Raw genomic sequence first — 19,103 nt, 5'->3', positions numbered from 1 at the left:
TTATGCGCTTTTTGGAGTAACGTAACGTTTAAGTACTCGTGGGAGTGTGCTGTTTATTTCAATGCTTGGTATCGTGCTTAAAATTAGGTGAATAAACTCATGGCGAGAATGTTGGTAGTCATATTGATGGCGATGTGTAGCTGGTCAGTCAGCGCACAGGTGACAGCCATTAATCTAAAAGAAATTAATGACGAGATTAAAAAACGGCCTGAGCAATATTTTTACGAGCTCAAACAGAGCGTTAATACTGAAACATCACCGATTAAAAAAGCGAGATTGCAGGTCATTCTCTCGGAAATGGCTTATTACATCGATCAGCCCGAGTACATTCTCAGCTATGTTGATAGCGCGCAAAATTCTGGCGTACTCAATGACTATTGGTCTGCGAGGGCGATGGTAAGCCAAGCGCGTGGTTATTACCAAAAACGAGAAGGGAAGCTATACCTTGCAACTGCCAAAGTTGCGTATGAAAAAGCCAAGCTAGTTAATGATCCCCTGCTTGAAACTAGTGCGGTAATCGAGCTTATTCTTGCCAACATAGAGATTGGCCGAAAAGATGCAATTTCACAAAATATGCAGTTAGCGAAGAAGTTTATCTCCTTCTTACCTGATGACTTTGAAAAAGCAGTGTTGTTGCAGCGTTATACAAAAATTCTTACGGGGCTTAAAAAATACGATCAAGCTATAAAAGTCATTAACGACACCTTGATGATTTTCCAGCAAGAAGGAAGCGCGCATTTTACCTCAGTGAGTTATTATCACTTGGGCCAAGCTGAAGCCATGCGAGGAGACCTGAGGCGCGCGTTAGTGGCAATGCAACTTTCATTGAACTGGGCAATAAAAGACAATAATAACCTGAATCAAGCGTTCACCTTATCTCGTATGGCGCAGCTTCAAACTCAATTGGGATTGATAGACGAAGCAAAGCAATCTCTTGATATGGCCCTAAAGAGTGCCTCGAACACCAACTCGTCTATAGCTCAGGTGCTTGTTCTTAGGCACATTGCTGAATTTGCATGTCAGTACCAAGTCAGCGAATGCTATAAAAGTTATGAGGATGCGATAGCTGCTGCGAGTCATCATGAGATGATTGCTGAGGTAAGAGATATACGAAAAGAGTTGGCCGCTGTATTCGCCAAAGATGGTAAGCATAAACAAGCATATGAGACATTGCTGTTAAGTATACAATAAAGGGGTTTCCCCATATTGCTTATCCTACAGTGACACCAATTTACCCGTCAGCTTAAAAGAATTACCTGAGTGATATAGGTTCGCAAAGCTCACTGTATTACTGCCCGAGGTGGTGATGCGCGTCAGTTTTAAACAGGGCTCATCTTCGCTCAAGTTGAGGTGATGCTTCAATATTCTTTGTGGGTTGATGGCTTCAACTGATACTTCAGCGCTGGTGATTGGTAACTGTGCACTGAGGTATTCACTGCTGGTTGTGCTCGTAAAGTCCTGATTGAAAAAGTCTGGAACAAGCTCGGCATTGACGTAGCGCTCTTCTAATTGAAAGGGTTTCCCATTTTCTAGGTGAAGAATAACCACCCTTACTACATCCACATAGCGTTCGAGCTTTAATAGTTCTAGTAACTTGTCAGTCGGGCGCATCATGACTTTGCTTAGCACCACACTAGAATGGCTGTGACCGCGTTCGCTGATTTCATCAGCTATATTCCTGATCTCTAAAAAGGAACTTTGCACTTTTTTCGGTGAAACAAATGTACCTACGCTTGGACGGCGATACAAAAAGCCATCAGCGACAAGTTGCTCCAGAGATTTCCTTACGGTCATACGACTGGTATCAAGCTGTTCTGCAAGGTCATTTTCTGAGGGAAGCTTGTGATTCTCGGCCCAAGTTCCGCTGTTTATTTGCGCGACTATAAAATTATTAATTTCTTTGTATTTAGGAACTTGCATTGTGTACAACATTATCCTTGTGGCTGGGGTGTTTACACTTTAAGTCGTGTAGGCCTTACAACGTATTGCTCAGCCCACACGAAGTTCAGACTTTTATACCGTTAGAATTTATAATTTAACCTTACAAAACCACGGCGACCAATTAAGTCGTAAGTCATAACATCAGTGTTAGCGTCATTCCACGATGTCAGGTAAGGTGCTTTCTTATCAAAGAGGTTATCGATACCCGCGGATAGCTGGATATCATCGTTGATGCGATAAGAACCCTGGATATCGGTGTACATTAATGATTCAACCGATTTACCCTGAGGATCGAAATCCCCGCCATTTACGTCATCTGCCGAACCAATGTAGCGTACTGAAAGACCCGCAGACCACGCATCTGCCATGACCATAAAGTTGAAGTTACTGCGCCATTCTGTGTAGCTACCTTGGTCTTCAGTGATGTAACCAACCTTATCAATCGTGGGTTGACCTGCAAATGGTGTACTCTCATGCTTTAATAGACGTGTTACATCTAACGTAGTTTTTGCATTTAGCCCTGATAAATCAAACGAGTATTCCATATTGAAGTCTAGGCCCGAGACATTCTCAGTCGCGGCATTCACTGGTCGTTGATTGATTTCAGTAACCTGTCTAGTTAGCGGGTGTCTAGTAAATGTACCGCAGAATTCAGAGTTGCCAATAGGGTCTTCATAACATAGCTTCAGCATGTCAGAACCGTTTACTGAAGTAATTGCACTTTCAACCTCAATATCAAAGTAATCGAGTGTCATCGATAGGTTTTCAACAAATTGAGGTTGCCAAACAATACCGGCAGTAAGCGTGTCAGCTTCTTCAGGACCGATATTAGGGTTGCCACCTACATTCGTCAATACCGTTGTGCCATCTTGCACGAAGTTAGCAGGCACATTATCAGCCAAACAGTTTGTCGCGATGGCGCCCGTTGCATTCTCACATGGGTCGATGGTACGCAAATTTTCACCATTAGTGCCACCAAATTGCTCAGTAATGGCGGGTGCTCTAAAGGCCGTTGATTTCACTGTACGTAGCATCAAACTGTCATCGATTTTCCACGTAAGGCCAAGTTTGTATGTCGTTTCAGGGTCAAGCGTATCGTAGTCTGAATAACGCATAGCAAATTCAGCATCTACTTTTTGTGCATACTTCATGTCTGCTAGTAATGGGGCTGAGAGTTCGAAGTAGGCTTCTGTTACACTGAAATCGCCGGCAATTTTGTCTTCTAGACCATTGGCAAGAACGGTTGAGTCAGGATCGCGCCAGCCACTTTCCCAGCGTTTTTCTGCACCCACAGCCATTGCAAGTGCACCATAAGGAAGTGTTAATAATTCACCTGAAATATTCGCAGTCCACGTACGCATTTCATTACCGCCGGTACCTTCTCGGCGATATTTTACATAGTCGATGACCTCATCTGTCAGCTCGTTAACACCGAACCAATCGCCACAAGGGATGCCGTTGCTGTTGTCGTATGTACAGATGCTATCATCAAGTGTTTGTTGTGCTTTTGATGGGTCAATATCGAACGTCCAACCATCTTTGCCTGTATTGCGACCATAGTTATAGGCGATATCCCAGTACCAACCATTGCTCCACTCGCCATCAAGACCTAGTACGATACGTACGGTATCTGTTTCTTGGAAAAAGTATGGCGCTCCTAGCTCGGTGTTACGACGGCGTTGGAACTCCACGTCTTGGCCTGTTGGGTTGTAACGAAAATCAGCATCAACACTTATGCCACCGAAACCATTACGCGGGGTGACAATTTGTTGAGCCTTGCGTTTTGTGTACATCGCCTCGTAAAACAAACTCGTGTCATCATTTAGGCGGTACTTGGCAAAGTTTGAGATGCTTACACGCTCAAGTGGACTAACCGCATTAAGGTACGGTAACCAGTCGAAGCCATGTTGTGCGCTGTTGTACGGACCAAAATCATCGCCATATGTCGCAGTATCAGGATTTTGGTTAAATTGTACCGAAGTACCATCAGGTAAAAGCGCTCTACCACCTTCGGTAGTGCCACTGCCAAAGCAGATTAAGTCGCCATTTTCATCGCCATAGACTGGACAGTCGATACGATCAGATTGGCGTACAGCTTCACTATTACTGTATGTCGCGTTGACAAAGAAGTTGCCTTTATCAAAATCACCACCGAGGCTTAGGCTGATATCTTGACTCTCGCCGTCACCATCATCAGCCATACCAGCTTTAACATCTAGCTCCGCACCGTCAAAATCATTCTTAGTGATAATATTTACCACGCCAGCAACAGCGTCTGCGCCATATACTGCCGATGCACCATCTTTAAGCACTTCAATACGTTGAATGATGGAGGTTGGTATCATGTTTAAGTCAACAGAGCTGTTTGCTCCCGTACCACCAGAGACAACGCGTCGACCATTTAATAAAACGAGTGTTCTTTTAATACCCATACCGCGCAGGTTCACTTGCGCAGTACCGTAGCCGCCGCTAGTCCAATAGGCGTTAGTTTGGTTACCAGCTACACCCGCAGAAAAAGACATTTCTTGAAGAAGGTTTTCAACATTGGAAATACCCGTGGCGAGAATTTGATCTGAGGTGATAACGCTTACCGGGCTAGCCGCTTCCATATCGGTGCGTTTAATGCGGCTACCGGTGATTTGAATCTTTTCAATATCGGCTTCGCTTTGTTGGCCAATTTGTTCATCTTGTGCGTGTACTGAGTGGGATGCGAGGAGAGTCAAGCATAGCACTTTTGTTATTGGTGATAATTTCATTTTACTCCAACCTATTGAATTAATTTTATTAAAAATTATCCTATCTTTCTTTTTCCGTTCGGCATTACTATTTTATTCCCTGCTGTATATACCGCTATTAAGTTATAGGACAAGAACGTGGTATATACAATGATACTTTTTTACTTATTTTTCACATTTTTACTCATTCTTTAACATTCGGTTGGCTTTCCGGTATATACCGCATAATTCGCAAAATCTATGTTTAAGCTGTAAAAGGAGGGGGTGTCAGCACATGCTTTATGCATAAAAAAGCTTTCTATTGATGACCCTTCTAGAAAGTGCCATTGGGGTATCTTCACCGTGTTATCACCTGACTTTCACAAAATCTCACTGGACGCAGGTTCTGATTTGCCAAAGTATGCTAATAAATGCTGCAAAAACACATAGTAAAGCTTCATGTGCCCTAGACACTGGCAAGATATTATCTAAGCTTCATTAAAGGCCAATTCTTAAACACTTGAAGTGCATGCAAGCTGACAAAAGTACGATAGATAATTTTGTGATTGTGGCGAAAGTCGTTGCAAATCTGAGCATTATTGTGGGTGAAGCGAAACGTCTCTCGCTAACAGCTAAGAACGCGCGGGTGGTGGCTATTCGCGCTGGTGACGAAGCCCGAGGATTTGACCCCATCACTAATTACATTGATGAATTCTCAACAGCCACAATTCAAATTTCTAATCACATCGAAACCCAATCAAACACCTTATTTAAGCTTGCTTTGGCGGTAATGCGAAACCAGCAGTACGCCAGTCACTTGCGCAAAGCAGCAGGGCAGCATGATTGCGAAGCGTTGGCCAAGCGGGTGTATGAAGCCGAGCAGGATTTTTTGGCTCAGATGCAGCACTTCTCTCATACCCTATTTGCGCTTCAGAGTTATTTTGAAGAGATAGAAAAGCAAATGCGCAGCGCAGAATACATCGCGGTTCGTTCCAGAGTCGAGGCTTCTCAAGCGAATGAGTTTTGCCATTCATTAGAGTCTGTGTCGGATTATATCGTTGGTGCTGCGTTGAAGATTAAACAAGCTACGGTCAGTAATTTAAAAGAAATAAGTAAAATTCAAAGGAATGCCATTTGAAATCTACAACCATTTTTTCAGGCAAGGAGCACGAGTGGGTCGTGTTCGGACGAGATGACTCCAAAGCTGAGCGCATCATTGATACTAACCAATATTTGATAAAAACAACGTCTCAAGCGATGCTGTTGGACCCCGGCGGTATCGAATTATTTTCGCCTATGCTCGCCAGTGTGCTGCAGCATATAAAGCTTGAGCAATTGACCACATTATTTGCATCTCACCAAGACCCTGACATTATCTCGTCATTGGGCTTGTGGGATAAAACCATTCCCAATGCCAAGCTCTATGCTCCGTGGTTGTGGGAAGGGTTTATCCGTCACTTTGGCATGGACAATATTCGTTATGAGTCAATTAAAGATGAGGGCGGAAGTATTGATTTGGGCCCCATAAGTCTGCGTTTTATCCCGGCGCATTACCTCCATTCTTCCGGTAACTTTAACGTCTACGATGCCAATGCGCGCATTTTGATGAGTGGAGATATTGGTGCGGCTCTAGAAAAAGGGGATGTGCCTATGTTTGTGGAAGACTTTGGCCAGCATGTGAAGCATATGGAACTTTTTCACCGTCGATGGATGCCCTCTAATACAGCAAAGAACAACTGGGTAGCGCGTGTACGCGAACTGGAAATCGATATGTTGGCGCCGCAACACGGTCGTATTTTTAAGGGTGAAATGGTCGATGAGTTCTTAGAGTGGTTTGAAAACCTCAGTGTTGGCCAAGCTTGTTAGGGCGTGTTGATCTTTGCTGTTTATTTTTGCAGCAGTCACTAGGGTGCTATACCATGAAAAAAGCAGCCAATTGGCTGCTTTGGTCTTATAACATCAGGGGGCCAACAATGTGGTAATGCTATGGTGAATGTTAAGGTTCACCATAGGTAATCAGTTAGTGCACTTATTACCTCTACACGGTTTCTCGCCGTCACCACCGCCAGAGCTGTCGCTGGTTACTGTAACCTGCGCCCAGTTACTCCAAGGTGATGCGCCCACCGTATTAATGGCGCGAACGCGATAACGAAATACTCCAGTATCACTACTGTCTACATAGCTTGTTGTATTTTCACCAGTTTCAGTAATAAACGTGGTTGCACGCCATTGCCCGTTTTTATGCTGCTTTTCACGCTGGATCTCAAAGCCCGTTTCATTGTCACTGTTGTCACCCCAGTGCAACGATGCGCTGCCATTTTGTCCATCTGTTGCAACTAAAGATGAAGGCGTCGCAGGAGGCAGTGGTTCAGCAGGTGTCGTTGCACATAACGAGGCTGAAGGTAAGGTCATGTTGTTTGCTAAATCCTTCGCTTGCACTGTGAAACAATATTGCGTCTGAGCTGATAAGTTCGAAGCGCTAAACTGAGTACTGTTTTGCCAAGCGCTGTCAGTGCAATTTGTTGTGCCTTGAGTGCAAGAGAACAAGTAGCTCACCACAGCGCCATTATCGTCAATTGCAGTTGTGGCTTGCATCGTGATTTGGTCATGACTAATTGCATTTGGAGCGATTGCAAATGTCATCGGGTTTGGATCCGGTGCTGTTGTATCGGGTGCTGTGGGTGGCACATACCCTGATAGATAATAGTGCCCTTGGCTTGCATAGTTGCTCACGTACGGGCCTGATGCGCCGTAGACTTCAAGTGTATAAACCCCCTCAGCCAAGTCCAATGACAATGACGCGTTGGAGTCACTTTGTCCATCTGTTGCGGCAATCACATCGCCCTGTGCGTTATAAAGACGCAAGCCAATGTCTAAGTTGGCGCCGCGGCGAGACTCACGCGTAAAAGCATCCCATGCCGGGTTGGCGTTGAATTGCGCTGCCCCTGTGCCCGCACTGAATTGGAACCAGTCGCTGTCACCTTGTTGTATGGTGCCTTTGTTTGCCATTTGTGCGTTGCTTGGATCGGCTTCGCGGTTGGTCGCACTGAATTGGCCAAATTCATCCATAGTGAGTGTATTGGGGGACGTTTGTGTGCCTTCGGTGTCGCTAGATGCACCAAGTTTAGAGGTGATAATAGCGATATCATCTTGAAACTGGTTGGCATCGGGGTATTCACCAATACTCCATTGGGTAATATTTTTTCTATAAGAGTTGCCCATTATTGGCGCCCAACTATTCACATCTAGGTTTTCACCTAAGCCACTGAAATAGGAGGTTGTTGATGTGCCATCATGACTCAAACCAAGGTTATGGCCTAGCTCGTGAGAGCCAGCTTCAGCCATGGTGTTCGCAGCACCGGATGCAAGGCGGTTGTAATAGGCAAACGCAGGTTGATATTTGGTATAATCGCTACGTCCCCAGACATTCACATAAGCAACGCCTCCAGCCCCTTGCGAAGGCATCGCTATGCCATTGGCATCAGTGTCTTTGGTAAATAATACCCAACCCGTGTTAGGGCCAAAAGTCGCTGGTGCTTGTGTCGTCACATTTATATCAAACGCGGCAAAATCATCCGCCATACGCGTCCAAATCTCGTGGATACGAGCACGCTCTGAATCATTAAAAGATGCAGGGTCGCCATCTAAGTCATAGGGAAGGGTGGCATAGCTGGTGCCGCCGCCCCAGGCACGGCCACTCACCTCACCGCCGTCAAAATCTAGGTAGACGGTGTTTGCAGCCGCGGGTTTGCTGTGCAAATTGAACACATCAATTTCAGGTAAGGTTTGGGTGCTAGCTTGCACTGTTGCAGAGGGTGCTACGCTCAAACCCATCTCAACATAATAGATTTCGCCGTTGTCATCAGCTTCGATAAAGTCAGTATCAACAACTGGGATACCAAGGGAGCTGAGCTTGTTTAATACCTTCTGCTGAACGGGGGCAGGTAGCTTCGACAAACTTGTTTTCAGGCGGCTGTGTGGCAAATTTTCCACAGCTTGGTAGGGAATGTTTGCTTGGTTGCTGGCAGAGTTTGCCGCAGCGCTTGTGCTTAATGCAAAGCTGGTTGCCATCGCCAAAGTGCACAGTGCCAATGGTTTATTAGGTTTCATGTGTGATGCTCCAAATACAGATCCATAGTCATTTGGAACGCAAAGGTAGACCCAGCGACATTAATCCAAGCTGAGTGCTAGCAATCCCGCTGTCATAGAGTGTTCCCCCTTAGACCGGTGACTTTGCGTCCTACCCTTTCGGATAGTTTGCCAAATTAGCGTGTTGCTAAAACGTTACTCAAGCCTAGCAAGGGTCATTAAAAATTCCAACATGAATTATTTAAAATAGGAACATAGTGCTAGGGTGTGTTGACTTTTGCTGTTTGTTTTTGCAGCAGTCATTGAGGGTTATTGGTAATAAGTTCGTTGCAACCGCTTTTGTTTCTTGTAACCTTTAAGGGTACGGTATATGTTTAAATAACGAGCAGTGAACTTTCACCGTTCACTACAGGACTCTCAACATTTCATAATAATTCAAATACCGCATTAATTGAGTGTCTTGCATGTGTTGCGCAGTCAGCGGCTCAATACACGCTCACCATTTCAATGATGTTGATACTGCGCAGCAGCGATGAAATGGCGAACATGGATAGACGTTAAATGAGGTACTCAACGATGAGCAATATACGAATAGCTGTTGCGGATGATCATCCGCTTATTGTGTTTGCCATAGAGCAGACGTTAATGCGCACCTGGCAGAATTTAGAGATTGAGTCAGCCCACTGTTACCACCAATTATTTCGCCTCATAGAGCAGCATAAGTCGCAATTAGCACTGCTGATCCTTGATTTGTCTATGCCAGGAAGTGAAGGCGTTCAGGGTTTGGAGTATATCTGTACAAATTACCCCGATATACCCGTTGTGGTGATAAGTGGCCATGACGATTTTGAGAGTTGTACGAAATGTTTAAATGCTGGTGCTCAGGAGTTTATTTCGAAAACGGAAGTGGCCGATGTCATTACTAATGTTGTAGCGCGCTACCTTGGAAAAGACAACGCTAAACGAGCAAATCAAAGTAATAAAACATCAGCTGATGATACTCTTCAGTCCCTGACTCCAAGTCAGCAAAAAGTACTACTGCTCATCGCGAAGGGTTTGCGTAATAAAGCCATAGCTCGCGAGTTGGGCATATCAGAAAAAACCGTTCGCGTTCATGCCAGTCGAATCTTTAAACAATTGGGTGTTGAAAATCGCACAGAAGCCGCGATGAAACTAAAGCGCACCCCTGAAGTAATTTAGTCCACTCGGCGAAAGTTTGTATAGGGTAATGCAAATGATGTACATCAACAAAGTACCCGTAATAGGTAATTTGTTCAATATATTAATATAAAATAAAGGCTTACACTCAAATTATGCAGCCAGTAAGGATGATGTGTCATGAAGTGTTGCAGTGTGGCCCTTACAACTGTTTGACAAGAGAAGCCATGACTCTGAAGTGAGCTTGAGAGTGTGGCAAACATTACAGCAAGTAAGTTGAATTAAGAATAGGGAGGACGTAATGGTCCATTCAAATCTCAAAATGCTCTCGGCTATTGTTTTAGCCAGCGCATTGTCAACAGGATGTACGTTAGTTGGTGAACATAAATATACAGGTGGTGGCACCATGGCTTCTGCCGGTGGTGACAAAAATGCTGTATTTACATTTAATGTCGAAAATTGTGATGGCGAAGATGTGAAGGGGCGAGTTAATTATATCGACCATTCAGCTATTGATTTCGAAAATATTGGTGGTGTGAGTCTCAATGCACAAGTTGATAACTTCGGTTACTGCACCATAGATATTGATGGCTTTTTAAATAATGAGCCTTTGTGTAATTGCGAGAACCAATACGAAGCGCAATTTTCTTATTCGTCCAAGAATCCCAGCGCTCAAGGTGATGGGACAGGTTTTGTTTGTTTTTTTGATACAGGTGAAGGAAAAGGGAACTTTCATGGCGCAATTACCGCGTTTTATATAAACGATGGTCCTTACGCGGGATATATCAACTACGGCACGGTGAACGGCAACATTCAACAGCATTCATGCCCAGCGTCAGACGAATAAGGAGCTCACTCATGTTTAATAAAGCTATTCTTCCAGTTCTTGTGGCCAGTGCATTCTCTGCTAATGCTGAGCTGGTACAAGATGCGACTATGGTTGACGGTAAAGCCGCACGCGTTATTTTCGAATATCATAATGGTGGTAAAGAAGCGTTAATCGCAGCAATTGAAGCGGCAGGTGGCGAGGTAAAGCGCCTGCTTGATCATGATAACTCACTCGCTGCTGTGATTGATGTTGACGCATATAGTCAACTAAAGAACCTAAAGACAATTAAGTCCACTGAAATAGACCCCAAGCGCAGCCACATCCCCACGAATATGACTCAAGTTGGCTTTACTGACTTTGTACCCTATGGCGTAAGCATGGTTCAGGCTGATCAACTCAATTATATGGGGGGCATAAAGGTGTGTGTGGTTGATACAGGATATGATCTCGGTCACCCTGAATTACCACAATCGACCGTTACTGGCGATGATGAAGGTGCAGGCCCTTGGTATCAAGATGGGCATGGCCATGGGACGCATGTCGCAGGTACAATTGCTGCGTTAGATGGAAACGGTGGATTGACTGGAGTGCTCGGTTCGGGAATGCCTGAGTTACATATCGTGCGTGTGTTTAACAGTGCGGGTGGTTTTGTTTATGCATCTGACCTTGCTGGAGCGGTACATGACTGTGCGGATGCGGGCTCAAAGGTGATTAATATGAGTCTTGGCGGCGCTTTTTCTACCAAGGTTGAAGAGCGTGCATTTGCTCGTATTCAAAGGGCTGGCGTGTTGTCGGTTGCCGCTGCAGGTAATGATGGCAATGCCACATTTAGCTATCCAGCATCGTATGACTCAGTTGTATCTGTAGCTGCTATTGACTCGAATATGGACCATGCTAGTTTCTCGCAACGTACATCACAAGTTGAATTGGCTGGGCCAGGTGTTAACGTAATATCAACCTATCCAGGTGGATATTACGCAAATGCGTCAGGCACCTCTATGGCCAGTCCGCATGTTGCAGGGGTAGCCGCATTGGTATGGAGTCATTTCCCAGAGTGCAATAATTATGAGATCCGTAACGCACTGAGTGCATCAGCGATGGATCTTGGCGATTCCGGTTACGATTACAAGTATGGTAATGGGTTGGTGCAAGCGAAAGCTGCATATGACCATTTATTGGCGACAGGTTGTGATGGCAAGGGAGTGAAATAACACTAGCGTAATCGCCCTGGGTGTGAGCAGATATAAATCTGTTCTTGCACGGGAAAACAGTTACAGAGGTATCAGGTTTGTTAGCCGCAGCACTTGATACTCTGTTTTTTTAGCCCCTTCTAGGGGCTTTTTTATGCCGTTAGTTTTATTGCACGGTGTGTATTTGGTATCGTTGCTGCAATTTGATAATCCACTCACATAGGAATGCGCCATGATCCGTGATGTACATCCTAGCGATGCTAAAGCGATAGCGGATATTTATAATTACTACATTAGCAATACGACCATAACCTTTGAAGAACAGACGGTAAGTGAATCGGACATGGTTAGGCGTATCGATAAAGTGCATCAGCAAGATTTACCTTGGGTAGTGGCTGAAATTGACTCTAAGGTTGTAGGCTATGCATATGCAACACCTTGGAAAGCGCGCAGTGCTTATCGGTTTTCAGTTGAATCAACGGTTTATGTCAGCAATGAAGTTCACGCTAAGGGACTGGGTACGCGCTTGTATCAGGCTCTTTTTAGCAAACTCCAAGCTCGAGATGTCAACGCTGTATTAGGGGTGATCACCTTACCAAATGAACCCAGTGTGGCCTTGCATGAGAAATTGGGTATGGCCCAAGCCGCGCACTTCAAACAAGTTGGCTATAAGTTTGGTCAATGGTTAGACGTTGGCTATTGGCAGATTAATTTGCATACCGATTAGCCAAACACTCTGTCATTGAGGGCATGTTGTTTAGTGAACTATGCTATTGGCCTTTGACAACGCAGAGCACGCCTTTGGTTGAGCCCTTAGGGCAGTGCCATTGGGGTATTTTCTCTGCGTTATCACCTGACTTACATAGAATGACTAAGCGACGTAGACTCTGCCGAGTTAAAACACCCCAATAACTGGCGCAAAAACAAACAGCAAACATTAACACGCCCTAATCCCAAATTCCCGCTTCAGACTTGCCTTGAATGGCGCAATTCCCGGTTTTGTACAGCGGCTCTTTGTTGGCTTTGCGTTGTTCTATATAGTCTTTGGTGATACTTACAACCGTCGGAGTCATCCACAGAATCGCAATTACGTTGATAACGGTCATCAGTCCCAATGCCATATCAGCCATGGCCCATACTTTAGGTAACGCAGCGACTGAACCCCAAATAATGACCGCTAAGTAGCCGCAGGTGTAGATGGTTCTACCGAGTTTATTATCAAGCTTAAACATATGCAGGTTCGATTCACCATAGGCATAATTGGCTACCACTGAGGTGAATGAAAACAGCGCTATGGCTGCGGCCACAAAATCTTCGCCGCCGGCACCTAGGTGAAACGTCATGGCATCTTGAGTTAAACGAATACCTTCCATTTCTCCTGTTTGCTCACCTCCAGCAAGTAACACGATAATCGCCGTACAGGTACACAAGATGATGGTATCGACAAAGACTCCAAGCATTTGCACAAAGCCTTGTGTCGCAGGGTGATTGGGAACTGGAGCAGCACTGGCGGCAGCATGAGGTACGCTGCCTGCCCCCGCTTCGTTGGAATACAAACCGCGGTTAATACCATGCTGTATCGCTGCTGCAAACGTCCCGCCCGCGACCTGATCAAAGCCAAACGCTGAGCTAATAATGTGATACAGCATGCTTGGGACAAGCTCGATGTTCCAAATGGTTATGCCCAACGCGATGAGCACATAGGACAAAGCCATAAAGGGCACCACCATTTGCGAAAATTGGGCGATGCTGCGCAGCCCACCAACCACAATCATCGCGGCCAAGATACAAATCACAATGCCAATATACAGTGGTTCAAATCCATAGGCGTGATTGAGCGCATCGGTAATCGAGTTAGCTTGCACTGAGTTAAAGATGAAACCATAACCAAAGAATAAGGCCATAGAAAAGGCTATCGCTAGCCAACGTTTATTGAGTCCTTGTTGAATGTAATATGCGGGCCCTCCGCGAAACTCGCCATGGTCATCGCGTACTTTATAAAGCTGACCGAGTGCACTTTCGGCAAAGCCGATGGCCATACCCACAAAGGCGATGACCCACATCCAAAATACCGCTCCTGGACCACCCATAGTGATTGCGATGGCGACACCCGCAAGATTACCTGTGCCAACTCTGGCTGACAGGCTAGTACACAGGGCACCGAATGAGCTGATCCCAGATTTATTACCGTGCGTGCTGCCTCGCATCACCGAGAACATATGAGTGAAGTAACGCAATTGGATAAAGTTAAGCTTCCAGGTGAACCAAATGCCACACACGCTCAATAGCGTCAGGAGGAAATAGTAGTTCCAGAATAGGGCATTGATAGGAAGCACAAAGGCTTGGTAGAAATCTAAGTCCAGTAGCAAATTGAACCATGAACTTATCGTTTGCGAGATAGTTTGAATCAAAACAGCCAGCCTCTTTGCCAGTAATTATTATGTCCGTTATTCGATAATGTCAGCAAAGGGTCAGCTCTGTCTAGGGTTTGTGGGTTTTTGAGGTCCAAAGGCGGATGACAAAGGTCAACATGCCCTAGTCATTTAGCAGTCTCTGTGGGAGACCATTGTGAAAGTGAGTCAATGAGCATCGTGTTAACTTGTTTAAGGCTCAAAGTTGACAACAGGAAGGCATTCGAACCCGGGTTTTGCAAATAAATATCCTTGCATAAGTTCGACTCCTTGTTCACGCAACCACTCATATTCGCCTTGGGTCTCAATACCCTCAGCCAATGGTGTGATGCCAATTTCTTTCATCATGATTAAACAATTTCTAAAAATGGCTTGGCGAACTTTATCATTGTTAATGTTACGAACTAGCTCCATATCGAATTTAACGATATTCGTTTGAAAATCGGCCAGCAGGTTAAGCCCTGCATAGCCTGAGCCGAAGTCATCGATTGCGGTTTTAAAACCCAAAGATTTGTAGTAGTTAACAACCCGCTCAACATGCTCTGTATCTTCTATTTTTTCCACTTCGGTAAACTCAAACATGATGTTTTCGGCTGGAAAGTTATACTTTTTTGCAGCCTCTAACGTAGTGCGAATACAGCGTTCGGGGCTATAAATAGCCTTAGGCAAAAAGTTGATGCTGAGCATTTCTTTTATGCCTAATTTGGCCGCGAGCGCAATTGCTTTGACCCGACACAGTTGGTCGAACACATAGCGATTACCTTCGTGTACTTGAGAAATAATTGAAAAGGCGGATTCATTATTAGGGCCGCGAACGAGTGCTTCGTAGCCAAATACTGATGCGTGTGCGGCATTGATAATTGGCTGAAATGCCATTGTAAAGTCGAAACCTAGGTTGCTTAAATCTTCACAATGTTTACATCCGAGTCTTTCACACTCTTGGATTTCGTCATTCACGTTTTTTTCCTCTGCTGGTTACCTATAGAGCTTAGTTACTGTATAGATGTTAAGCAAATCCAATAAGTTATCGTTTCTTGCTTGCTACTAGATTGTACGAATCACTCAGGGTCTATGGTTCACGGTAAAAGATCATAAATGTCATTGTCTTAAGGAATCTTTGCAGGTTAATCCGTGATGACCAATTTATATTCATGTATATCTGATGCAGCGCTTCGCAGATTCACACGGATGAAATATTGCTCCCCATTGAACAGTTGCGGCCCCGTGAATACATGGCCGAGGCTGCTGGGCTCAAAGGTACTATCAATTCATGTCCACCCGTGCTTTGGGAGTGTAAAGACTGTAATGACTACTATGGCAAGGGGATAAATTCGTCATCACCTGGAACTTTAGGGAAATGGCCTGATTTCCAATCTGTTTTTGCGTGCTCTATGAGTTCCTTGGTGCTCGATACAAAATTCCATTCTATATAGCGCTTCGCCATAGTATGACCGCCGATCATAACAATGTGAGCTGGTTCATTAGCGCTAACGAACATATCGCTAGGTTCATCAAAAATAGCCATTGAGTGTTGTGACAAGGTACTTACTTTGCACTGCAGTGAGCCTTGTACAACATACACACCAAGCTCTTGTACTTGTGGTAATGCCAATGTTTGGCCAGGCTGTAAATGGGCCTCTACATACAAGGTTTTTGAAAAAGTCATTACCGGGGAATGGAGATTGTAAGCATCTCCCATCATCACTCTGATGCTGACTCCGTCAATTTCAGTCGCAGGAATGTCTTGGGTGGGATAATGATAAAACGCAGGAGGGCGTTGTTCGTGCTCTGAGGGCAGGGCAATCCATAGTTGCAAGCCATTAATGCTTCTGTGCTGCTCCACCCTGTGCGTCTGCTCTCGTTCACTGTGGACAATACCCTTACCAGCAACCATAAGGTTGATATCGCCTGGGCGGATCACTTGAACACTGCCCAATGAGTCACGATGCAGCATCTCACCGTCAAATAGGTAGGTCACCGTAGCGAGACCAATATGAGGGTGTGGTTTTACATTAATCCCTTCGCCGGGAGCAAACTGCGCAGGGCCCATGTGATCAAAGAAAATCCAAGGGCCAACTGTTTTCATCTTATGGGTGGGTAGTAAACGTCGTACCGTAAAGCCGCCAAGGTCTTTGTCTTTGGGCGCCAAGATCATCTTGATAGAATCACAGACTTCATGACAGTCACAATCATCACTGTGCACATGTTGTTGCGTGTTACTCATTCTTTGCTCTCCGTAAAAGTCCATTGGGCGGGGTGTATATGACTATAGTTGCTGACAACGCGTTATTGTTATAGTGAATAACATAAATCGTTTATGGGTACAAATCGCGTTTAAATGTTGCAAAGTGCATTGTTCATTTCGCCAAACGCTTGATGAGTGCTTCCAATTCATTCACTTTGTAAGGCTTTGTTAGGTGGCAATGAGAGGGGATGTTGTGCGGCATATTCTTAATAAAGCCGCTAGTGATGATCACAGGAATGCTACTGTTGAATTTTTCATAAATATCATGGCCCTGTGTTGGTCCTGGCATTACTTCATCACTGACAATTACGTCAATGCTATCTCGGTTTTGTTCGATATAATTACAGGCGCTTTGAGCATCGTCAAAAATCGTGACAGTGTGCCCTCGCATACTAAGTAACTGCTCTGTAGCCCAGATTATTTCGCTTTCATCATCAATTAGCACCAGATTGTAGTGGGTATCATTTTGGCTAGCCATTTGATTTACGCTACTTGCGGGGCGGGGTTCGGGAGCAACATCGACAAGTGGTATCCATAATTGCATGTTGGTGCCACGTTGGTCTTCGGATTCAATGCTCAGGCCTATTTTTTCGCGCATAGCAAACCCTGCGACCACAGATAGCCCTAGTCCAGAGCCTTTGCTACTAAGACTCACAAAGGGATTGAAAATGCGTTCAATGTCATCCTTGGTAATACCCAAACCGTTATCTTTGATACTAATAAGAACATAATGCGACGCTTGCTTGGGCTCGCAAAAAACAAAGGCTGAACTGGTTGGTGTAAAAAGATCACACGCTTGGGCACTCACCTGAATATGGCCATGGTGTGATATTGCATTACTGGCATTGGCGATGATGTTAGTCAGTGCGTCTTCAAGATCATTACGACTTAAGTTGACAAAAAACTGCTCTGTGCAGCTAATGTTGAGCTCTATATTGTTGGGAATAATCTCTTTGAGCGTTTTACTAATTTCCGTAAACACGTCACTGACATCAAAGGTTTCTCTTACACTATTAATTTGTTTCGATGAGCGGAGGATTTTCGATGTGGTTTGTTGGGCTCTATCCACAGCCCTGCTAATGGCATCAAGGTATTTAGTCACTGGACTATCGCCTAACAGCAAGGAAATGAGTTCTCTGTTGCCTTCTATGACCCCGAGAATATTATTGATGTCGTGTGCAATGCCAGCGGCGAGTTCGTTAATGACCTCCACGCGTTGTAGTCGTGCAAGCTGCTCTTTTTGATTTTTAAAATCAGTAATGTCGTTCTGTAAGCCGATAAAGTGAGTTATTTCACCGTGATTATAAACAGGTGTGATAAAAAGGTTATTCCAATAGCTGGTACCGTTTTTGTGATAATTGAGGATCTCAACATTTACATTGGCACCGGCAGCTAAGTTTTTTCTGATCGCTTGTATGGTTTTTGGATCGGTATCTGGGCCTTGTACAAACTTACTGACTCTATGTCCTTTCACTTCATCAAGGGTATAGCCCGATAACGTGGTAAAAGCCTTATTGGCCCACACCACGTTTCTATCTTGATCAGAGATAATAATACCTGTGGAGGTGTATTCTACGGCTTTTGATAGCAGGCTTTTTTCATCGCTCACTTTTTTGATGTCGGTGATATCTTGTAACATCCCCATGGCGCTTATCACATCACCTGATCCGTCTCTGAACAACGATGCTTTGCTGATCACATCTCTGATTTCGCCATCAGGGCGAATAATACGCAGCTGAAATTGCCAACCATCGCCATTTTCGAGCGCTTTTTCAATTTCTTGTGTAACCACGGCACGATCTTTTGGGTGATAAAATTCTATGGCGGTTTCAAGCGCAGGTGTGTATGTATCTCTGTCTACCCCATGAATGGCGTACACTTCATCTGACCAAGACAGATCTTTTGTTTTGAAGTTAAGTTCCCAATGGCCAATCGCTGCGATGTCACCCACATCGCGCAGTAATTGTTCTAGGCGCTGGTACTTGTTTTTCGCATTCGTTGCTGCGGTTTCTGCTGCTTCCATGCTTTTAATGATGTCATGGTCCTTACTCAGTTCTTGATGCGCATCAATGATGTCTGTGATATCACAGCAGGAGCCAATATAGCCCTTAAAAACGTTATTCTCATCAAAATAGGGTGAGCCGTCGTCTTTGAGCCAGCGGTATTCATTGTGCTCATTGCGCAACCGATAGGTAAGAGAAAAAGCCTCTTTTCTCTCATAGGCTCGGCTAATGCCGTTTTCATATTTTTTAAGGTCGTCGGGATGAATGCCTTGGCGCCATTGTTTGCCATACTGCTGTTCTGCGCTTGTGCCACTAAAGAGCAACCACGCCTCGTTAAAGAAAACGTGATCGGCATTGACATCAGCGAGCCAGATCATTAGCGAAGATGACTTGGCTAATATTTTGCCAAGGTCAAGACCGTTAACATGACTGAGCATGATGAACCTGTTGTGAGTCGCCTAGTTTACTCATAGGCATTGAGGTGCAATCCACTGAAATAATCGAGATGAATAACTGGTACTTG

The 19,103-nt window shown here is 44.8% G+C and carries 14 protein-coding genes and 1 riboswitch; of the genes, 7 read left to right on the top strand and 7 right to left on the bottom strand.

Annotated features, from left to right (window positions below):
• Positions 1-99: 99 nt before the first annotated feature.
• Positions 100-1,191, top strand: coding sequence for a hypothetical protein (locus AAEU32_RS14800; protein ID WP_421971306.1), 1,092 nt, complete (start codon positions 100-102; stop codon positions 1,189-1,191).
• A gap of 24 nt (positions 1,192-1,215) precedes the next feature.
• Here the strand turns inward: AAEU32_RS14800 and hutC are convergent, their stop codons facing one another.
• On the bottom strand, positions 1,216-1,920 hold the full coding sequence (gene hutC / locus AAEU32_RS14795; RefSeq protein WP_421971305.1) for a histidine utilization transcriptional repressor HutC: 705 nt from the start codon (positions 1,918-1,920) through the stop codon (positions 1,216-1,218).
• A gap of 101 nt (positions 1,921-2,021) precedes the next feature.
• Entirely contained in the window at positions 2,022-4,697 is a 2,676-nt protein-coding gene (locus AAEU32_RS14790; RefSeq protein WP_421971304.1) for a TonB-dependent receptor, read from the bottom strand.
• A 487-nt stretch (positions 4,698-5,184) separates the two neighbouring features.
• Here AAEU32_RS14790 and AAEU32_RS14785 point away from each other — a divergent pair, with 487 nt between their 5' ends.
• Together AAEU32_RS14785 and AAEU32_RS14780 are read left to right on the top strand one after the other, a co-directional pair.
• The gene (locus AAEU32_RS14785; RefSeq protein WP_421971303.1) at positions 5,185-5,793 is read left to right on the top strand and encodes a chemotaxis protein; all 609 of its coding nucleotides are present in this window, start codon (positions 5,185-5,187) and stop codon (positions 5,791-5,793) included.
• Entirely contained in the window at positions 5,790-6,521 is a 732-nt protein-coding gene (locus tag AAEU32_RS14780; RefSeq protein ID WP_421971302.1) for an oxygen-binding di-iron domain-containing protein, read from the top strand. The genes AAEU32_RS14785 and AAEU32_RS14780 overlap by 4 nt, the downstream gene beginning before the upstream one ends.
• A 150-nt stretch (positions 6,522-6,671) precedes the next feature.
• On the opposite strand, the gene AAEU32_RS14775 is transcribed toward AAEU32_RS14780, so the two are convergent.
• Positions 6,672-8,765 (bottom strand): M12 family metallo-peptidase, encoded by a 2,094-nt coding sequence (locus AAEU32_RS14775; RefSeq protein ID WP_421971301.1) that lies wholly within the window; start codon positions 8,763-8,765, stop codon positions 6,672-6,674.
• 76 nt (positions 8,766-8,841) lie between these two features.
• Positions 8,842-8,927, bottom strand: a riboswitch (cyclic di-GMP riboswitch).
• 393 nt (positions 8,928-9,320) lie between these two features.
• Between AAEU32_RS14775 and AAEU32_RS14770 the strand changes: the two genes are divergently transcribed.
• From AAEU32_RS14770 to AAEU32_RS14755, 4 genes are all read left to right on the top strand, one after another.
• A complete protein-coding gene (locus AAEU32_RS14770; RefSeq protein ID WP_421971300.1) occupies positions 9,321-9,944 on the top strand; it encodes a response regulator in 624 nt (207 codons plus the stop codon).
• Positions 9,945-10,203: 259 nt separating this feature from the next.
• Positions 10,204-10,749: a hypothetical protein gene (locus tag AAEU32_RS14765; protein ID WP_421971299.1), complete on the top strand. Its 546-nt coding sequence runs from the start codon at positions 10,204-10,206 to the stop codon at positions 10,747-10,749.
• Between the two features lie 11 nt (positions 10,750-10,760).
• The gene (locus tag AAEU32_RS14760) at positions 10,761-11,942 is read left to right on the top strand and encodes a S8 family peptidase (RefSeq protein WP_421971298.1); all 1,182 of its coding nucleotides are present in this window, start codon (positions 10,761-10,763) and stop codon (positions 11,940-11,942) included.
• A 211-nt stretch (positions 11,943-12,153) separates the two neighbouring features.
• Positions 12,154-12,648, top strand: a complete 495-nt coding sequence (locus AAEU32_RS14755; RefSeq protein WP_421971297.1) for an arsinothricin resistance N-acetyltransferase ArsN1 family B — start codon at positions 12,154-12,156, stop codon at positions 12,646-12,648.
• A 220-nt stretch (positions 12,649-12,868) separates the two neighbouring features.
• Here AAEU32_RS14755 and AAEU32_RS14750 read toward each other — a convergent pair whose 3' ends face one another.
• The 4 genes from AAEU32_RS14750 to AAEU32_RS14735 all read right to left on the bottom strand — a co-directional run bounded on the left by AAEU32_RS14750 (position 12,869) and on the right by AAEU32_RS14735 (position 19,017).
• Positions 12,869-14,284, bottom strand: a complete 1,416-nt coding sequence (locus AAEU32_RS14750) for an alanine/glycine:cation symporter family protein (RefSeq protein ID WP_498049598.1) — start codon at positions 14,282-14,284, stop codon at positions 12,869-12,871.
• Positions 14,285-14,524: 240 nt separating this feature from the next.
• The gene (locus AAEU32_RS14745; RefSeq protein WP_421971296.1) at positions 14,525-15,289 is read right to left on the bottom strand and encodes an EAL domain-containing protein; all 765 of its coding nucleotides are present in this window, start codon (positions 15,287-15,289) and stop codon (positions 14,525-14,527) included.
• A gap of 355 nt (positions 15,290-15,644) precedes the next feature.
• Positions 15,645-16,556 (bottom strand): pirin family protein, encoded by a 912-nt coding sequence (locus tag AAEU32_RS14740; protein WP_421971295.1) that lies wholly within the window; start codon positions 16,554-16,556, stop codon positions 15,645-15,647.
• Positions 16,557-16,689: 133 nt separating this feature from the next.
• Positions 16,690-19,017 carry a hybrid sensor histidine kinase/response regulator gene (locus AAEU32_RS14735; RefSeq protein ID WP_421971294.1) on the bottom strand — a complete coding sequence of 776 codons (2,328 nt, stop codon included), beginning with the start codon at positions 19,015-19,017 and terminating at the stop codon, positions 16,690-16,692.
• Positions 19,018-19,103 lie beyond the last annotated feature (86 nt).

This window comes from Pseudoalteromonas maris (genome assembly GCF_049257235.1).
In the GTDB taxonomy this organism is placed as follows: Bacteria; Pseudomonadota; Gammaproteobacteria; order Enterobacterales; family Alteromonadaceae; genus Pseudoalteromonas.
This window is presented reverse-complemented; position numbering and strand designations above follow the sequence as displayed.